Below are 18,849 nucleotides of genomic sequence, written 5' to 3'. Positions count from 1 at the left end.
CCTATATACAATATTCACTATATAATTATAAACTTTTCTACTCTTTATAGAAGCTAATTACAAGTTTTGATTATAAATATACTGTTTTAAAATTTCTGCGAAACAATCATGTGAATTACTTAAAAATTGCAACTCATTATTAAAAAATTGTAATGATATTGGAATTTTAAAAGAAGAAATACATAGTGCCTCTTAAAATTTCGCAACAATTTATGTTTGTATGTTCCGAAATTACTGGAGTGTCACTAGAAATGGATAATATGAAGTAATAATTAATAAGAGAGCACTTATTCGTGAAGTAATAGTGTAGATTTACCCGAAAGCTTGACGAATAGCGGCTTATTCATGAAGTAATAGTGTAGAGTTACCCGAAAGCTTGATGAACAGTGGCTTATGCATGAAGTAATAGTGTAGAGTTACCCGAAAGCTTGATGAACAGTGGCTTATTCATGAAGTAATAGTGTAGATTTAGCCGAAAGCTTGACGAATAGCAACTTATTCATGAAGTAATAGTTTAGAGTTACCCGAAAGCTTGATGAACAGTGGCTTATTGATGAAAAACACCTGCTAATCTTCTTCCCCTAGTTAACTGAATAGAAGTTAGCAAGTGTTATTCCTTATTCAAAAAATCTCAGTTCCCGACACACATCTCCAAGTGGTAATCCAACGACAGCGTTGTAATCGCCGGAGATTCGCTTAACAAACTTCGCGCCGAGTCCCTGGATACCGTAGGCTGCTGCTTTGTCATATGGTTCGTCTGTGTTTAAGTAGTGTTCGATTTCTTTATCGTCTAACTCGAAGAACTCGACTTCAGTTTCTCTAACGATTGGTATTTCAGTGTCACCTTTACGCAGGAGTGCTGCTGAAATAACAGTATGCGTTTTGCCCGATAGCATTTTAATCATGTGGCGTGCGTCGGCTCGGTCAGCCGGCTTTTCTAATATTTCACCGTTAAACTGTATGAGTGTGTCACACGATAAAATAATGTCTTCGTCGTTATCAATCGCGTATGATTTTAAGCTTGCGAGAGCCATTGCTTTCTTCTGTGGATCTCTTTCAGTGACAGAAGATTCGTCAACATTTGGGATAATCGTTAAAAAGTCTAATTCGACTTGTTTTAATAACTCTTGCCGTCTCGGTGATCCGGATGCTAAAATAAGCATAAATTGTCTCAATCCTTTCTTTATAATCGGTGTGGAGATATTCTAGAATAAGTGTATAATCTAATAATGTATTGAGTATCATTTTAGAATGTTTATTTGCATATCGCAAGAGGTGAAATAAATGTATAAAGTGGAATTAACTAAATTTAGAGTGAAGCCAGGTAAGTCTAAAAAAGTAGACCGCTGGTTGAAATACATCCAAGAAAATATGGAAGGTGTCATTCGTAACGTCGAAGGTGAAAAAGTATATGTCGAGACGATTTTCCGTGAAGCGTTTAACGATGTAGAATATCTTTACTGGTATACAATTCAAGATAAAGAAGCAGCAGAAAGTGAAACGACTTCACCGATTGATCAAACACATATCGACTTTTTTGAAGACTGTATTGATCACACGTTCCATCCGGAAGACATGGTGTCAGAGGTACTCATCATTCCTGATCGTATAAAAAAAGCAATGCAGTATTAAAAGAAGCCAACTTCGGCTTCTTTTTTAATCTATTTAAAGAGGTGGCGTATGGACTATCAAAAGTTAAAAGATGAAATAATTGAATACGCACATACAATCGGCATTGACGAAATTGGTTTTACGACAGCAGAACCGTTTCATGAGTTTAGAGATAAATTAATTTCGTACTACGAAAACAATTATGAATCTGGTTTTGAAAAAGGGACGATTGAAGAGCGTGTAAATCCGAAGTTGTCTCTCCCGAGTGCGCGTTCAATTATCGCGATTGCAGTTGGGTATCCGAATCGTCTACCAAAAGACGCACCGAAGTCTCGTAAAGGCGAACGTCGTGGTATATTCGCGAGGTCTTCTTGGGGATTTGATTACCATCATTTACTTAGAACGAGGCTCGAAAAGTTAGAGGCGTTTATAAAAGAACGAGTCGACGGTGTAGAAACGATGTCTATGGTCGATACGGGTGTTTTATCTGATAGAGAAGTTGCGCTACGAAGTGGTCTCGGATTTGTCGGTAAAAACGGATTTATAATCAATCCGAAACTTGGCACGTGGACGTACTTAGGTGAAATGCTTATTAGCATTCCGTTTCCGCCAGATAAACCACTCGTTGGAACTTGTGGGGACTGTACGATTTGTATTGACCGCTGTCCAACGGGAGCACTCGTTGGCAACGGACAACTCGATTCTAAAAAGTGTATATCGTTTTTAACACAGACGAAAACATTTGTGCCAGACGAGTATCGTAAGTCCATCGGTAATAGAATTTACGGATGTGACACGTGTCAGCAAGTGTGCCCGTTAAATATTGGTATCAATACCCAGCAAGACGATATTATACTAGAGCCAGAAATTTTAAAGCCGGAATTAACGAGTCTTTTAAAAGTGTCAAATAGAGAATTCAAAGAGACGTATGGTCACTTAGCAGGTGTATGGCGCGGTAAAAATCCGTTACAGCGTAACGCAATTATCGCGCTCGCACATTTTAAAGAAGAAAGTGCGATCCCGACGTTAAAAGACGTCGCAGAAAACGACGTACGCCCTGTCATTAAAGGGACAGCGTACTGGGCGATTGGACAAATTTTAGGCGATAGAGCACTCGATTATATTCACGAGCGCTACAGTAAAGAAACAGACGAAGCAGTAAAAGAAGAAATGCTAAAAGGTATACAAGAGGGTTAAATTATGAATCATATCGTATTATTTCGACCAGATATTCCACAAAATACAGGGAATATCGGACGTACATGTGCAGCGACGAAAACGAAGTTGCATCTAATAAAACCATTAGGGTTTGAAATTACTGACAAACATTTAAAGCGTGCAGGTATGGATTACTGGTACGATCTCGATATTACATATCACGAGAGTATCGAAGACTTTTTAGAAGAAGCAGACGGGAAACTTTACTTTATTTCTAAATTCGGAGAAAATTATTATCATGAAGAGGATTATTCTGATTCAGATGAAGACCGCTATCTAATCTTCGGCAGAGAAACGAAAGGTCTTCCAGACTATATTAAAGAAAAGTACAAAGACCGTTTAATGCGTATTCCGATGCACGAAGATTTTAGAAGTTTAAATCTTTCAAATACAGTTGCGATGGTGCTTTACGAAGCGCTACGTCAACAAGGTTTTAAAGGACTTATATAGGAGGATGAACATGAACGAGACAATTCAATTATTACAAAATCACCGATCGATTCGTGATTTTAAAGATCAACCACTTGAAAGAGAAGTGATTGAAACACTAGTGAAATCTGCACAGCAAGCTTCGACGTCAAGCTACGTTCAAGCGTATTCAATTATCGGTGTGACAGATGAAGATAAAAAACAAGCGATTATGGAAATTAGTACACAACCGTACGTAAAAGATAATGGTCATTTATTTATCTTTGTCGCAGACTATAATCGTCATTTAGAGCTTGCAAAACGTAAAGGATATGAAATACATTTTGATACGACTGAAAGTTTACTCATCGGTGTCGTAGACGTAGCGCTTGCAGCACAGAACTTAGCAGTCGCAGCAGAGTCTCTAGACTTAGGGATTTGTTATTTAGGTTCGATTCGTAACAATACGAAAAAAATAATTGAAATTTTAGAACTACCAGAAGGAACGTTCCCAGTGATTGGTATGGCAGTTGGATATAAAAATAGCGAAGGTAGTTTTAAAGAAAGATTACCACAAGACACAGTTTACTTTGAAAATACGTATCCAGAATTTGAACAAATCGAAGCGTCTCTAAATGATTACGATGAATCAATTACAGAGTATTATAAAACTCGCGATGAAAATAAACGACAAGATAACTGGTCAGAGCAAGTCGTTAAGAAATTATCAAAAATGGACCAAGTCCGTAAAGATATAAAAGACGTATTAAATGCACAAGGATTTTTAAAAGATTAAACGAAAAAACGCAAACTTTAGAAGTTTGCGTTTTGTTATGTCATTATTATTTTTCATCTGGTCCGTTATCGACGTATCCTGGTTTGTTTTCTTTACCAGCTGTAAGAATCGAAGTTAGGAATGCTGCACATACCATAAAGATAAGAATTGCTTTCATCTATAATATCCCCCAGTGCGTTTAATAGTTACTCTCATTATAAACTATTTTGTCAGTGAAACAAAGCGTATTTTAAATATCAATTAAACATTGTTTAAAATGGCTGTTTTCGGGTAATCTATTATTAATAACTGTTCTGATAGGAGACGACAATTATGGCTTTAAACTTTAGAATTTATGAAACAAAACATGATGCGGATTTATTTTTAGCAGATCAATTAAGAAAACAAATTTCATTAAATCCGGATTCTACATTAGTACTTGATTTAAACGATACATTAGATAACGCATATGATCATTTAATCGGTGAAGTAAATAACCATCCAGTCAATTTAGCAAACGTGAAATTATTACTTGCAAATGGTGATGGGGGTGCGAAATTTAACGCACTCGATATTCCAGAGCAACAAATTCGTAACGTAAAATCAGATGACGATTTAAATCGTTATCTCGACAAAAAAGAGAAAGTAAACGTTGCGGTATTAAATTTAGATTATGAATTTAAAGGATTTAAATCTGGTAGTAGCGACGACTTATTTAAAGCAAAAGAGTTATTTATATATGCGTCAGGTAGCGGTGCGAGTGAAACAGTTCGTAAACTATACGACGCAGATATGAGTAAAGATTCTCCGTTAAGTAAAGTAAAAAATCATCGTATGGTAACTGTTATTTTAGACGCTGAAGCGGCGAGTAAACTAGATAGAGACATTCGCGAATTTTACACGTACAAGTTTGCGTAGGAGAGATAATGATGGATAAAAAACGTAATGAAAAATACACTGACGAAAATACGATGACGTTTAATACAGAAGACGTAAAAGCACTCGGTGAAGAGATGGAAGCTATCTCCGAGGGCCAAACAGCGTCAATAGACCATACAAACCACGGTGCAGACTTACAAGATAAAGACCTCGACAAAGACGAGAATAAAAAGTAATTATGAACTAAATAATTTTAAGTGAATCCTCCTGTAATTTCAGTTATACTAATGGTAAATACAAATTCAGGAGGATTTTTTTAATGTCTTACAGAATAGAACATGATACGTTTGGTGAAATTAAAGTTCCAGCAGATAAGTTTTGGGCAGCACAAACTGAGAGAAGTCGTCAAAACTTCCCAGTTGGTAAAGAAAAAATGCCGATTGAAGTGATTGTTGCTTTTGCACAACTTAAACGCGCGGCTGCAATTGTGAACTCTGAACTCGGTAAATTATCTGAAGAGAAAAAAGACGCAATTGTTTACGCGACAGACAAAATTATCGCTAGAGAACTAGACGAGCACTTCCCGTTAGTCGTATGGCAAACTGGAAGCGGTACGCAAAGTAACATGAACGTGAACGAAGTCGTTGCACACGTTGCGAACGATTATTTAAAAGAAAAGGGTAGTGACGAGGTTGTTCATCCTAATGATGACGTCAACAAATCACAAAGCTCAAACGATACGTTCCCAACAGCAATGTACGTTGCGTTAATGACTGAAACAGAAGTGACGTTACTTCCAGCACTTCAAAAGTTACGCGACACGTTTAAAGAAAAAGAAGAAAAGTTCCAAGATATTATTAAAATCGGTCGTACACACTTACAAGATGCAACACCACTTTCACTTGGTCAAGAAGTGAGTGGCTGGAGATATTCTTTAGATAAGTCATTAGAAATGATTAACGAATCTAAAAAACAACTCGCAAACTTAGCAATCGGTGGAACTGCTGTTGGTACAGGCTTAAACGCACACCCTGAGTTCGGTGATAGAGTTGCAAAACAAATCTCTGAGCAAACAGGATATGATTTTGTTTCATCTGACAACAAATTCCACGCGTTATCACAGTACGATGAAGTTGTATACTTCCACGGTGCTTTAAAAGCATTAGCCGGAGATGTATTAAAAATCGTTAACGATATCCGTTGGTTAGCATCTGGTCCACGTGCAGGTATCGGTGAAATTACGATTCCTGAAAACGAACCAGGATCATCAATCATGCCAGGTAAAGTAAACCCAACGCAAGCTGAAATGTTATCGATGGTTGCAGCACAAGTATTCGGTAACGATGCAGCAGTAGGATTTGGTGCGTCACAAGGTAACTTCGAATTAAACGTTTATAAACCATTAATTTTAATGAACACGTTACAATCAATTTACCTTCTTGGCGACGGTATGGATACGTTCAACAACAACTGTGCAGTTGGAATTGAACCGAACATGGAAGTAATCGATGAGTTATTAAATCGTTCACTCATGTTAGTCACAGCATTAAACCCACATATCGGTTATGAAAATGCAGCGACTATTGCGAAAAACGCACATAAAAAAGGTATTACATTAAAAGAATCAGCATTAGAAACTGGTCTAGTAACAGAAGAACAGTTCGACGAATGGATCCGTCCAGAAGACATGATTCATCCGAATGCGTAATAGAAATAGAAAAGGTCAGTCTCATATGAGACTGACCATTTTTTATATTTCTACATTGATAATTTCTTCTGTAACGGGATGGTTAAACTGGACACGTGAAGCGTAGAGTCGTAGTGTATCATTGTTAGTGCCACCGTATATTTTATCTCCAATAATCGGTGCGCCGAGATATGACAAGTGAACGCGAATTTGATGTGTACGTCCTGTTTCCAGTTGAACTGTCACTTTATTATCTCTGATTGAAATAACGTTTGTTACTGCGTGTTTTCCACGTCGATTCACTTCTTGATGATTTCTACTTTTCGCTTGTTTGATTGGTAACTCTATTTTACCGATTTTTAATCTACCGATTGAAGAGACATATACTGTATATTCTCTTATAATTTCATGGTGTTCGATCATATAGTCTAACATCTTTTTAACGTAGCTATTTTTAGCGAGTATGAGAAGGCCTTTCGTGTCGTAGTCTAATCGGTGTACGGGCTCTAAGTATACAGATGAAATTGTATTCGCCGCGTCGTTCATTAACGTATTTGTTTCGTCGTCGTTCGGATGCGTCTTTTTATTGTGCGGTTTTAACACGACTGCTAAATAATCATCTTCGTACATGACATTTACTGTCTCGTTACTTTTTATATAATTACTATCTTGTGAAAAATCAGGAAGATGAACAACATCTCCCTGACTGACTAAATCTCTTAATTGTTTTTGTTCGCCGTTTATCGTAATTTCTTTACTCATTCTTAACCAGTGCATTTCTTTTTTAGGAATATGCATTGATTTTAAAATGTTTTCTAGCGATTCGTTTTGCTGTGTGACGGTAAAAATCATTGGTTTCTAACGCTTTTAATCCATTCTACGTAGTTGTCTGCCGATTGTGCGCCGCCTTCTGCACGCGTCACTTCTTTACCGTTTTTATAGTAGACGAGTGTTGGTGTTGCAGTAATCCCTGCAGTTTGCTGGTATTCTGGATATTCTAACACGTTAAGTTGAACGAGAGGGAAATCCTCTTTTTCTTTTGCACCGATTAATAGTGGTGTAGATTCGATACAATACTTACAAACTGGGCTCCAGTAATAGACGAATAATTCATCTTCAGAATCGATCTTTTCTTGTGTCACTTCAGGTGTTTCATTGAAATGATAGTTCTCATCGTCTAATCTGTCGATCGTTGGACCTTGGAGGTCTTTGACCTCTTTATCAGTATATGGATAATAACCACTTTCACTAATCTTTTCTGGATTATTTTTGTCAGACTGTAATACTAAAAATACCGCAGCAAAAGCGATGATAACAACCGCGATAATACCGTAAAATAATTTATTGTTCATAGTTTTTCTCCTTTTTAAAAGTGAGTATTGATAAAATAATAATAATAAAGAACGCTGTAAGCGACATGAACGGAATTGTTATAAATCCGAGATAGTTTACGTATGTCACTGTACAAGAGTTATCACTACACGCATTCAACCCGTCTTGTATAGCCGGTAGTTTTTGAAGTGAATAGTGGTAAATGCCGATTAAAAAGCCGAATACACTCATCGATAATATATAAATGTTCGCTTTTATGTCGTTTTTAATTATTGCGATTAAAGATATAATAGTAAGTGGGTACATTAAAATTCGTTGATACCAGCATAGCTCACATGGTATGTAGTTTCTAATTTCACTAAAATATAAAGACCCGAGTGTCGCGATGAGTGACACTAAGAAAATGAGTTGCATTAAAAATTTCTTATTCAACCTATCACCTCAATGTGTTACGTACGTTAAGTTTTATTTTAACATAAAGAGAATTGTATAGAGTAAATAAAGTGTCTAATTTTTTACAAGGAGCATGCATGTGAAAAGTAAAATAGAATTACTACGAATGATTGCAGAATATTTAAATCAAGAGACAAATCGAGACACGATGTTAAAAGAGGCGCTGAAGTTACTGATCGACAATAGCGAATTCAATACAGGATGGATCTTTTTTATCGATAACAATGGAGAACACGACCTCGCTGCGCATTATAATTTACCAGTTGGATTAAAGGAAAATGATTATGAGAAATTATTTAACGGTAAATGTTGGTGCGTCAATCAGTATAACCGTGATAATTTAAAAAATGCGACGAATATAATCGCGTGTTCTAGACTAGAAAAATTGATGCGTGAAGATGCTTCTAAAAATGAAGGGATCACACATCACGCGACAGTACCGCTCATATCTAGTGGTGATTCATTTGGGATATTAAACGTCGCTTCTAAGCACGTTAAAGCATACGATAAAGATACATTAGATCTGTTAGAATCCGTTGCGTTTCAAATCGGTTCGACGCTGAAGCGACTAGAACTGACGAAAATTGAAAAAGAAAATGCACGTATACAAGAACGTCAACGACTCGCTAGAGATCTCCACGATTCGATTAGTCAGACGATTTTTTCAATTAACATTATGAGTAATGCTGGAGTTAGAATTGCAGAGTCAGAAGAGATGAAATCGACGCTACAAAAAATTGAGTCGACGTCTAAATATGCAATGAATGAAATGAAAGCATTAATTTGGCAGCTAAAACCAATTGGGTTAGAAAACGGGTTAGTCGACGCGTTAAAAGAATATGCAGCGCTCATTCATATTGAATTATCGATTGATATCGATGGATTTTATCAGTTACCAGATAACAGTGAAATTGAAGTGTTTCGTGTCATCCAAGAAGCGTTAAATAATACGAGCAAGCACTCGAATGTTAATAAAAGTGATGTCAAAATTATCGTTTCTGAAGGTGTGTTTTCTGTCGTTGTAAGAGATGAAGGTGACGGATTTGATATGAAAGAAGTTACGCGCCAACACGGTCTAAAAAATATGAAAGCACGTGTCGAACGACTCGGCGGGGTGTTTAGTGTTAAATCTAGTCTTGGGCATGGTACGACGATTCGCTTTACGATACCGATTGAATAGAGGGGATATAACTATGAATATTGTAATTACTGACGATCATGCAGTAGTACGTGAAGGTATGAAGTTTTTACTAAGTACGACAGAAGATTTAAAAGTCGTAAAAGATGTCGATAGTGGTGCGAAGTTAATTCAGTTTTTAGAAGACAATCATAAAATGATAGATTTAGTATTACTCGATTTAGTCATGCCTGAAATGGACGGTATGGCAGTATTAGAAATCGTTAAGCGTGATTTTCCAAAATTAAAAGTCGTTATATTAACGAGCTACACGTCAGAAGAGTACGTACGTCCTGCATTAAATAAAAAAGCAGACGGCTATTTAATTAAAGAAATGGATGCGGATGATTTAATCGAATCATTAAGAAGAGTTGCAAATGGAGATCAGGTTATTCATCCTGATGTGGAGTTAATGTTATCTAAAGGGCAATTACCACATCAAAAAAATGTATTATCAACTAGAGAATTAGAAGTGTTAAAAGAGATGGTACTTGGTAAAAGTAATAAAGAAATCGCGGAGACGCTATTTGTAAGTGAAAAGACGGTCAAAACACATGTGAGTCATATTTTAAATAAACTCGAAGTGTCTGACCGTACACAAGCTGTCGTCTATGCGATTCGTCATCACATTATTAATTTATAACTGCAGGTTCTATATGAACGATTGTTTCAGTATCTCCGAATGCGTCGGACATAGCATGTTCGATGTGTTCGGTAATTTTATGTCCGTCTATCACGTTTAAATTTGGATTGACAGTGACTGTCACATCGATAAAATAAATAAATCCGTGAGAACGACCCTTAATATCTACAACGTCTATGACACCATCGACATCTTCGATGAGTGTCTTCATTTGATTCAATATTTTGCTATTAAATCCGTCAGTTAATGTCGTTGCGGTTTCTTTAAAAATAATAATCGCAGTGTATATAATTAACGCTCCGATTAAAAAACTCGCAATTGTATCCAGTGTTTTAAAACCAAGTAATACTCCAATGATACCAATCGCAGCACCAAGAGATACCATGCCGTCTTGGAAGTTATCGATACTCGCAGCTTTTAACGCGACACTGTTGACTTTATTTGCAAGTTTATAGTTAATGACCGCGACGATAAACATTACAATCATTGAAAACAGAGATACATATAACGACGTCGTACTCGGTTCAGCGAAGTCGTTATTAATAAATTTAATAACCGTTTGTATAATGACTTGTATACCGACCGCAAACATAATGAAACTTGCAATTAACGCTGCAATTAACTCTGCACGAAAGTGACCATACGTATGGTTATCGTCTCTTGGAATTAAAGCGATTGTTAAACCGATAAATAGCGCAGTTGAACCAATCACGTCAGTAAAGTTATTTAATCCGTCTGCGATTAACGCATCGGACTTATCGAAAAAACCAACGGTAATTTTAACGACTGTTAAAAAAATATATGTACAAATAGAAAGCACTGCACCGTGGCGTGCTTTTTTAATATTTTGTTTAATCGTTTGCATTTAAGCACCTCGAACAAAAATAATCTAGATATAAATTTTATCACTTTTTAATTGAGATTACATATGTATTATTTTACTTTTACGTCTAAAAAGGAATATAATAAAATAGCACGATAGGTATTAACAAACAGAAAACAAAATGGCATAATTATAAAATAAAAAGACGTATTAATTTGAAATTCATTAGAAAATTATATGAATAACATGCGTTTTAATTGCATTTACACTATATTATGTACTAAAATGTGTTTCTACGATGAAATTCATGTATATAGAATTCTCATCAAACGTTGACAGTGTTATATTGTATGTCATTTTAAATATTATCCTACCAGTTTCATTCATCGTTGCGAAGAGTTACTTTAAGATTTATTAATCGGTTTAAACTTTGTTCAACTAAAAGGTGCGACTGCTAAATGGGATGTTAATATCCTCGAGTCGAATGAGGAAAACACACGTTAACACATAGTTTAACGTATAAATGAAGGGAAGAATTTTAGTTATGGACAAAAAAGCCTTTACTAAGGTCATTCAGGAGAAGTTCAAAATAGTACGAACAGAAGCTGGCTATACTCAAGATTCAATGAGTCAAACAGTCGGTCTTTCTAAAAAGACACTCGTACAAATCGAAAAAGAAAGAATAGTTCCAAACTGGACAACATGTGTTTCAATTTGTGCATTATTCAGAGATAGCGACATTTTAACAAGTACTTTCGGTGGAGACCCACTAGAACTTGCTCAAGTATTATCTCGCGGTAATGCTCACTATCCACAATATAACAAAGAAATGTTATATTGGGAGAAATTAGAAGAAAAAGACGGATGGAGATTAGAGAAAAACAAAATGAACGATCTCTACCGCGTCGTAAATGCTGACAATCAGGCAGAACACGCATCTTACCTAGAGCGTCAAGCAGTGACATTCTTCAAACAAAAAACTTCAGAATAATATACTGAACACCTACAGTTAGGTGTTCTTTTTTTAAGGAGGTAAAAGAATGTCTGTGACGACGATTATAATAACGACAATTGTCGGTGCGTTAATCGGTGGGGTGACGAACACGATAGCGATTAAAATGTTATTTCATCCGTATGAAGCAAAATATATATTTGGGAAACGCATCCCACTTACGCCTGGTGTTGTTCCGATGCGTAGAGATGAGGCATCAAAAAAGCTTGGAAATATAATTACAGGCTATTTATTAACACCAGAAGTTTTTGTAGAAAAACTACAAAGTAAAGAATCACAAAAATTTATGGATTTATTCATCGATCGCCAAATTCAAACGATTGAAGAAGAAAACGTGTCAATCGGTGACGTGTTAAATAAAATATCTCCAAATTTAAAAGAGAAAATATTATCATTTTTATATCAAGAAATTGATTCGAAGATAAAAACGTCGAGTGACGAACTTATGAACAGGTCAATTGAATCATTGATTCCGCATGACGCAAAAGAGACGATTGACAAAGAAGTCAATAATTTACATCTTGTGATTAACGAAAAAATCATTACTTATTTAACATCCGATAAAGGTTACGAAGATATATATACGATGATTGATGATTTTATCGAAAATAGAGGTAAACTTGAGCGTGCGTTAAAATATGTCGTACCGAAAGACTCCCTTGCAACTCGTGTACAAGGGGAGTTAGTGAAGCTATTAAGTCATGAAGACATGAAATCGATTGAACGAGAATTCATCGTAAGAGAGTATGATAAATTTATAAAAAAATCTCCGAGCGAATATATCTCAAAAATCGATCAAGAAAAAGCGACACATAGTGCAGCGGAAATTTTTAAACGCAAAATGAATTTAGAAGAATTACTCGATAGACCAATCGCTCAGTTAAATGAGACGATGTTTCAAACGTTTAAATCTTCAGGAAAACTACGTTTAAGAGACAACATCACGCATTATCTTGGAAAGTACATTCCAAGTATCGTAAAACATTTAAAATTAGCTGAAGTGATTAAACGTCAAATCGATAGTTTTGACATAAAAACACTCGAATTTTTAGTGTTTGAAGTTGCGAGAAAAGAACTCCAAATGATTATGTTACTCGGATATGTGCTTGGAGGAATCGTTGGATTTTTACAAGGTATTCTCGTTCCGTTAATAGTGTAACCGTATCATTTTATTTTATATTAGACGTATGATATTATAATCAATATGAAATTTTAAATACAGAGGAGAATTCCATGGTAAATGTATATGATCAAGCAAATGCGCTTGAAAGTGCTTTGAGACAATCTGAAGAATTTAAAGCATTAGAATCTTTTTATAAAGCGGTAAATGAAAATGAAGATTCAAAAAAATTATTCGATGAATTTAGAGAAGTTCAAATGGAACTTCAATTAAAACAAATGCAAGGGGAAGAAATGTTAGATTCTGATATTGAGCGTGCACAGCAAACAGCACAATCAGTAGAAGAAGATGAAAACATTAAACAATTAATGGAAGCGGAGCAAAAATTAAGTATGTTAATCCAAGACTTAAACCGCGTCATTATGAAACCAATCGAAGAACTATACAAAGTGAATGAGTAAATTATAGTAGATTGATTATAGGTTTTTAAACGAATATAATCTCTCAAGAGGCAAGGGTTAGACCCCATGCCTCTTTTGTCGTTTTTTGGTATAATGTATGAAAAGAAAGGTGAGGTGAACGATGGTTAAATTTATCCACGCCGCTGATTTACATCTCGATAGCCCGTTTAAGTCGAGAAGTGAATTGCCGCCACACATTGTTGATCGTTTAATGGAAAGTACATACAACGCAACGAAACGTATGATCGACTATGCAATTAAAGAGAAAGTCGATTTTATCATTATTGCTGGAGATGTATTTGACCAAAAAAACAGAACATTAAAATCAGAAATATTTTTAAAAGAACAATTTCAACGTTTAGAAGATAACGGAATCTTTACGTATATGATTCACGGTAACCATGACCCACTTGATCATAACGTTAAGACGAGTTGGCCAAGTACGGTTCATGTATTTAAAGAAAACATCGAAACATATCAATTGATGAGTAAAGATAACGAGAAAATCTTTTTACACGGATTTAGTTATTTACACGATGAAACATACGAAAATAAAATTGATCATTATCCAGTAAATAATCGAAACGACGGTATTCATATCGGTATATTACACGGAACGTATTCTAAGTCGAATACGAAGAGTAAACGATATACAGAATTTACTTTAGAAGACTTACGTTCGAAACTCTATCATTACTGGGCACTTGGGCATATACATCAGCGTCAAGAACTATCAGATATGCCGCTTATAAATTATGCAGGTAACATTCAAGGGCGTCATATGAATGAAACAGGAGAAAAAGGATTTTATATCGTATCCGGAGACCACGTTCATTTATATAGTACATTTGTCAGTGTTGAAGATATTCAGTTTGAACGCTATGATCTTGAAGTCAATAATATTTACCGTGATGAGTTATATCGTGCAGTCACGGAATATAAAAACAAACTCCGTAAAGAAGGTAGTCGTGTAATCGAATTGACGGTCTATTATGACGGAGAAGAAGACATTAGTGGTAACGACTATTACGAAATACTATCTCTATTACAAGAAGATGAACGAGATGTCGAAGACTTTGTGTGGATTGACCGACTATATATCGAACAAGAAAATGCCGATCAAAACGCACTACTCACGGATATAAAAAATTCATTTAAAGATGACGATGATCTATATAAAACAGCGTTAAACACGTTATATATGGACCCGAAAGTTAATAAATTTTTACCACCAATGGAAGATATCGACAAAGAAAAGCTACTAGAACTTGGTGAAGCACGTTTAAAACTACTCATGAGGAAGTAACAATATGAAAATTAAAGGATTAGATATATACGGTTACGGTAAAATCATCGATAAAAGTTTTAAAATTGAACATGATTTCGTCCAAGTGTTTGGGGAAAACGAAGCGGGTAAATCGACGATGATGTCGTTTATTCACTCGATTTTATTTGGGTTCCCGCGCCGAAACGAAGGCGAACCAAGACGTGAACCGAGACTTGGTAACGCCTATGGTGGGCGACTAATCGTTCAGTTTGTCGATGAAGTTGGACCGGTAACTATTGAACGTATTAAAGGTAATAAGTCAGCTGGAGACGTACGTATTACGATGGCTGACGGTACAGAACGAAGCGAAGATTGGCTAAAGAGAAAATTAAATTATATCGATAAAGAAATGTATCGTTCGATATTCTCGTTTGATGTTCTCGGTCTACAAGATATTAACAAAAACTTAACCGAAAAAGACCTTCAAGATTATTTACTGCGTGCAGGTGCACTCGGTTCTAATAAATATGAAGACATGCTTAACGCAATTAACACTAAGCTTGACGAGCTATATAAACGTAACGGTACAAAACCAGATATTAACGTAAAAATTGATTCGATAAGCAATATGACTGAAAAAATCGCAGAGCTTGAATCGTATGAAGAGACATATGAATCACTCGTGAGTGAAAAGCATAAAATTATCGAAAGTATCGAACGTAAAAGACACTCGGTAAATAGTACTAAACAGCAACTCAAAAATAAGATGAAAGAAATTATGTATCATCCTGAAATTAAAGAGTGGCAAAGTTTAGCAAATAAAATCGATGTCGAACCAGTCTTATTCCCAGAAAAAGGGATTGAGCGTTATGAAGCGCTTAAAAACCATTTAACGACGGGTCAAAAAGATAAATTACTCCGTCAAGAAAAGCTCGAAGCACTCATCCGAGAAGAGAATAGAGTCGTGTTACCAGAAGAAGACACACTTAATTATTTAGAAAGACTGAGTAAAGAAGAGCCAAATATTAAACACGAACTGCTTGAACTCGAACGTTTACAAAGTGAAGTCGCAACGATCGAAGAAAAAATTCACCGCTCGATGAACGATATCGGTTGGCAAGAAGAGCATTTAGATGTAGATGATTCAAACATCGTGAGAGAAAATGTTCAAAGTTTACTCTCCCGTCACGATGAAATCGAAATGGAAAGCGAATTTTATAATAATTCAATCGCCCAGTTAAAAGATGAAATTAAAGAGACGGATAAAAAACTAGAAAGTTTCTCTGACAGTCAAATTTCAAATCAAAGAATACGTGCAAAACTTGAAGTTCAAGACTTAGAACATGAGCTTAAAGAAAAAGAACGCGTCTATCATTTAATTGAAGATAAGTACTTTGAAGAAGAGAAAAAGCGAGAAGCACGTAATAAAACTCAAGGCACAGTTATTATCTCGATGAGTGTCATACTCATGCTAATTGGTCTGTCGTTTATCTTTATAAGTAACCAAAATATATACGGTATTATATTTATCGTCGTTGGGTTATTATCATTACTCTTATTAAAACTCAATAAAACTGAAGAAGAAGACGATCATTTAAAAGATGAATACGAACAAGACCTTGAAAAGCTTAAACAACAAATTAAAGAGAAAAAAGAAGCGCACGACTTAAACTTCGATTATTATGATGCACGTGAGATGATGAACGAAGTCGATCGTCATATGAATAAAAAGTTATCAGATGAAATTAAACTAGAAAGTTTAGAAGAAAAACGTTCGATTTTAGATAGTACAAATGACCAGTTAAAACGAGATCTTGCTCGTGTTAAAGAGAAATTATACGTTAGCGATGAATTAGAAAATGCTCAAATCGTCGATACGATATATACGATTCGTAATATCAAACAAATGAGACGTAACGTCGATGAGCTGAATACACGCATCGAAGCAATTGATAGTAATATTACGCAATTTAGTAATTCAGTTAGAGAAGAAGTTTCAAAATACGGTATCGATTTCCACATTAATTCAATTTTCTTTGAAACGAATAAGCTGCTCGAAAAGCTATTAAAAGATAAATCGACATATCATAACTTAAGAGAGCAAATTAACTTATTTGAAAACGAAATCGACGTCATTGATAATCGTAATTACGTTGCAGAAAAAGAAATGAAGGAACTCTTTAATTATGTCGGAGCAGATGATGAGGATGAGTATTACTACTACGGCCGAATGTTTACAGAATTTAAAGAGAATGAAGCACGATTCAAAGAGCTCAATAACAAGTTAACAGAAGAAAACTTCGATTTAGAAAGAAGACAGCAATTATCTGAATTCAACACAGCTGATTTAAGAGACGAAGAAACAGCGCTTAATACGATAATCGAAAACTATGAAAATGACATCGACGAAGAGACAACTATGCTTGCAAAAATCGAACAAGACATTAAACATCTTGAAAAAAACGGACAACTTTCAGTACTCCGTCATCAATACGAACTTGAAAAGAATAGTATAGAAACGAGCGCTGTCGATTATATGTCACTGATGTATATTAAGACGTTAATCGAAGCACACATTAAAGCGATCAAAGACAAGCGTCTTCCAATCGTCGTTGAAGAAGCGAGAAAAATCTTTGAATATATTACAAAAGAACGCTATATCGATGTGATGTATGAAGACAACATCATTAAAGTGAAGCATAGTAACGGTCAAATTTTTGATCCTTCTGAAATCTCACAGTCGACAAAAGAACTATTATATATCGCGTTACGCATTAGCTTAATAAAAGCACTTAAAAACTATTATAATTTACCGATTATTATCGATGATGCATTTGTACACTTTGACCAGACACGTACAAGAACAATTTTAGATTACTTTAAAAAGCAATCAGAAGAACATCAAGTGTTATTCTTTACATGTAATTTAGAAAAGAGCATTCCATCGACAAATACAATCGTTTTACAAGATAGTAAAAATAGGAGGTAACAACCGATGAGTAAAATTTCTGCTTTACAACCTGGAGATAGTGTTGAATCGTTTTACTTAGTAAAACGCGCACAAGATGGTGTCACGCAACAGGGTAAGCCATATATGACACTGATTCTAGCAGACAAAACAGGTGAGCTCGATTCAAAATTATGGACTGTTACACCTGAACAAATTAAAGAGTTAAAAGAAGCAGATATGGTAAAAGTTAGAGGAGAAGTTATTAACTACCGTGGGAATAATCAAATGAAAATTTTAGAAATTCGTACGGCAAACGAAAACGATAACGTTTCAATCCATAACTTTTTAAAAGAAGCACCGATCGACGGTGATGATCTGTTCGACAAAATTATGGATTACGCACTAAAAATTACGAGTGCGAATCTTCAGCGTATTACGCGTGGATTACTCACGAAATATCGTAAAGAATTCTCAACGTTCCCAGCAGCGATGACAAACCATCATGACTTCGTATCTGGCTTAGCGTATCACGTTTATACGATGTTAAGAGTCGGGGAGTCGTTATGTGACATCTACGAAACGCTCGATAGAAATCTGTTATATGCCGGAATCATTCTACATGATATCGGGAAAGTCAAAGAATTATCTGGTGCAGTAAATACGACGTATACAGTTGAAGGAAATTTAATTGGACATATCGTTATCGCAACAGAAGAGATTACAAAAATAGCAGATGAACTGAACATCGAAGGCGAAGATATTTTATTATTAAAACATTTAATACTCGCACATCACGGTAAATTAGAGTACGGATCTCCAAAAACACCGATGATTAAAGAAGCAGAAATTCTGCATATGATTGACAATATCGATGCGAGAATTTTAATGATGGACAAGCACATTCAATCTGTAGAACCGGGCACATTTACGCAGCGCGTTTTCCCGTTAGAAGGTAGAATGTTATACCGAAGTGTTGATGAGTAAAATATTGGTTTAAAAAACAGGCTCTATTTTTAAAAATAGAGCCTGTTTT

General features: G+C 35.4%; 20 protein-coding genes. 15 read left to right on the top strand and 5 right to left on the bottom strand.

What is annotated here, in order from left to right:
* Positions 1-617: 617 nt before the first annotated feature.
* Positions 618-1,163, bottom strand: a complete 546-nt coding sequence (locus tag BBS29_RS07140) for a Maf family protein (protein ID WP_084778908.1) — start codon at positions 1,161-1,163, stop codon at positions 618-620.
* Positions 1,164-1,284: 121 nt separating this feature from the next.
* Here BBS29_RS07140 and BBS29_RS07135 point away from each other — a divergent pair, with 121 nt between their 5' ends.
* The 7 genes from BBS29_RS07135 (at position 1,285) to fumC (ending at position 6,599) form a co-directional block, all read left to right on the top strand.
* Positions 1,285-1,632, top strand: a complete 348-nt coding sequence (locus tag BBS29_RS07135) for a DUF6176 family protein (protein WP_068130678.1) — start codon at positions 1,285-1,287, stop codon at positions 1,630-1,632.
* A 48-nt stretch (positions 1,633-1,680) separates the two neighbouring features.
* Positions 1,681-2,808, top strand: a complete 1,128-nt coding sequence (gene queG, locus BBS29_RS07130) for a tRNA epoxyqueuosine(34) reductase QueG (RefSeq protein WP_068130675.1) — start codon at positions 1,681-1,683, stop codon at positions 2,806-2,808.
* A 3-nt stretch (positions 2,809-2,811) separates the two neighbouring features.
* Positions 2,812-3,279, top strand: a complete 468-nt coding sequence (trmL, locus tag BBS29_RS07125) for a tRNA (uridine(34)/cytosine(34)/5-carboxymethylaminomethyluridine(34)-2'-O)-methyltransferase TrmL (RefSeq protein WP_373554039.1) — start codon at positions 2,812-2,814, stop codon at positions 3,277-3,279.
* 10 nt (positions 3,280-3,289) lie between these two features.
* Positions 3,290-4,033 (top strand): oxygen-insensitive NADPH nitroreductase, encoded by a 744-nt coding sequence (gene nfsA, locus BBS29_RS07120; protein WP_068130668.1) that lies wholly within the window; start codon positions 3,290-3,292, stop codon positions 4,031-4,033.
* A gap of 312 nt (positions 4,034-4,345) precedes the next feature.
* Positions 4,346-4,930 (top strand): hypothetical protein, encoded by a 585-nt coding sequence (locus tag BBS29_RS07115; RefSeq protein WP_068130665.1) that lies wholly within the window; start codon positions 4,346-4,348, stop codon positions 4,928-4,930.
* A gap of 11 nt (positions 4,931-4,941) precedes the next feature.
* Positions 4,942-5,127 (top strand): hypothetical protein, encoded by a 186-nt coding sequence (locus tag BBS29_RS07110; protein ID WP_068130662.1) that lies wholly within the window; start codon positions 4,942-4,944, stop codon positions 5,125-5,127.
* Positions 5,128-5,210: 83 nt separating this feature from the next.
* Entirely contained in the window at positions 5,211-6,599 is a 1,389-nt protein-coding gene (gene fumC / locus BBS29_RS07105) for a class II fumarate hydratase (protein WP_068130659.1), read from the top strand.
* Between the two features lie 42 nt (positions 6,600-6,641).
* Here fumC and BBS29_RS07100 read toward each other — a convergent pair whose 3' ends face one another.
* The 3 genes from BBS29_RS07100 to BBS29_RS07090 are packed head-to-tail and all read right to left on the bottom strand — an operon-like array spanning position 6,642 to position 8,342.
* Entirely contained in the window at positions 6,642-7,430 is a 789-nt protein-coding gene (locus BBS29_RS07100) for an RluA family pseudouridine synthase (RefSeq protein ID WP_068130658.1), read from the bottom strand.
* The gene (locus BBS29_RS07095) at positions 7,427-7,930 is read right to left on the bottom strand and encodes a thioredoxin family protein (protein WP_068130655.1); all 504 of its coding nucleotides are present in this window, start codon (positions 7,928-7,930) and stop codon (positions 7,427-7,429) included. The genes BBS29_RS07100 and BBS29_RS07095 overlap by 4 nt, the downstream gene beginning before the upstream one ends.
* A complete protein-coding gene (locus BBS29_RS07090) occupies positions 7,920-8,342 on the bottom strand; it encodes a disulfide oxidoreductase (protein ID WP_306452479.1) in 423 nt (140 codons plus the stop codon). The genes BBS29_RS07095 and BBS29_RS07090 overlap by 11 nt, the downstream gene beginning before the upstream one ends.
* A gap of 100 nt (positions 8,343-8,442) precedes the next feature.
* Here BBS29_RS07090 and BBS29_RS07085 point away from each other — a divergent pair, with 100 nt between their 5' ends.
* Both BBS29_RS07085 and BBS29_RS07080 read left to right on the top strand, forming a co-directional pair.
* Complete coding sequence (locus BBS29_RS07085) at positions 8,443-9,543, top strand: GAF domain-containing sensor histidine kinase (RefSeq protein WP_084778906.1); 1,101 nt, start codon at positions 8,443-8,445, stop codon at positions 9,541-9,543.
* Positions 9,544-9,556: 13 nt separating this feature from the next.
* Positions 9,557-10,183 carry a response regulator gene (locus tag BBS29_RS07080; protein ID WP_068130646.1) on the top strand — a complete coding sequence of 209 codons (627 nt, stop codon included), beginning with the start codon at positions 9,557-9,559 and terminating at the stop codon, positions 10,181-10,183.
* On the opposite strand, the gene BBS29_RS07075 is transcribed toward BBS29_RS07080, so the two are convergent.
* Positions 10,173-11,048 (bottom strand): cation diffusion facilitator family transporter, encoded by an 876-nt coding sequence (locus tag BBS29_RS07075; protein ID WP_068130643.1) that lies wholly within the window; start codon positions 11,046-11,048, stop codon positions 10,173-10,175. The two genes, BBS29_RS07080 and BBS29_RS07075, sit on opposite strands and share 11 nt — an antisense overlap.
* Before the next feature lie 502 nt (positions 11,049-11,550).
* Here BBS29_RS07075 and BBS29_RS07070 point away from each other — a divergent pair.
* The 6 genes from BBS29_RS07070 (at position 11,551) to yhaM (ending at position 18,800) form a co-directional block, all read left to right on the top strand.
* Positions 11,551-11,997 carry a helix-turn-helix transcriptional regulator gene (locus BBS29_RS07070; RefSeq protein WP_040929032.1) on the top strand — a complete coding sequence of 149 codons (447 nt, stop codon included), beginning with the start codon at positions 11,551-11,553 and terminating at the stop codon, positions 11,995-11,997.
* 49 nt (positions 11,998-12,046) lie between these two features.
* A complete protein-coding gene (locus BBS29_RS07065) occupies positions 12,047-13,177 on the top strand; it encodes a DUF445 domain-containing protein (protein ID WP_068130639.1) in 1,131 nt (376 codons plus the stop codon).
* Between the two features lie 74 nt (positions 13,178-13,251).
* On the top strand, positions 13,252-13,599 hold the full coding sequence (locus BBS29_RS07060; RefSeq protein WP_040929034.1) for a YlbF family regulator: 348 nt from the start codon (positions 13,252-13,254) through the stop codon (positions 13,597-13,599).
* Positions 13,600-13,720: 121 nt separating this feature from the next.
* Positions 13,721-14,905: a metallophosphoesterase family protein gene (locus BBS29_RS07055; RefSeq protein ID WP_068130637.1), complete on the top strand. Its 1,185-nt coding sequence runs from the start codon at positions 13,721-13,723 to the stop codon at positions 14,903-14,905.
* A 4-nt stretch (positions 14,906-14,909) separates the two neighbouring features.
* The gene (locus BBS29_RS07050; RefSeq protein ID WP_068130634.1) at positions 14,910-17,855 is read left to right on the top strand and encodes an ATP-binding protein; all 2,946 of its coding nucleotides are present in this window, start codon (positions 14,910-14,912) and stop codon (positions 17,853-17,855) included.
* A gap of 6 nt (positions 17,856-17,861) precedes the next feature.
* Positions 17,862-18,800, top strand: a complete 939-nt coding sequence (yhaM, locus tag BBS29_RS07045; RefSeq protein WP_068130632.1) for a 3'-5' exoribonuclease YhaM — start codon at positions 17,862-17,864, stop codon at positions 18,798-18,800.
* Positions 18,801-18,849 lie beyond the last annotated feature (49 nt).

The organism is Nosocomiicoccus ampullae, assembly GCF_001696685.1.
In the GTDB taxonomy this organism is placed as follows: domain Bacteria; phylum Bacillota; class Bacilli; order Staphylococcales; family Salinicoccaceae; genus Nosocomiicoccus; species Nosocomiicoccus ampullae_A.
The sequence above is the reverse complement of the archived record's forward strand: the minus strand, read 5'-3'. Positions and strand labels throughout refer to the sequence as shown.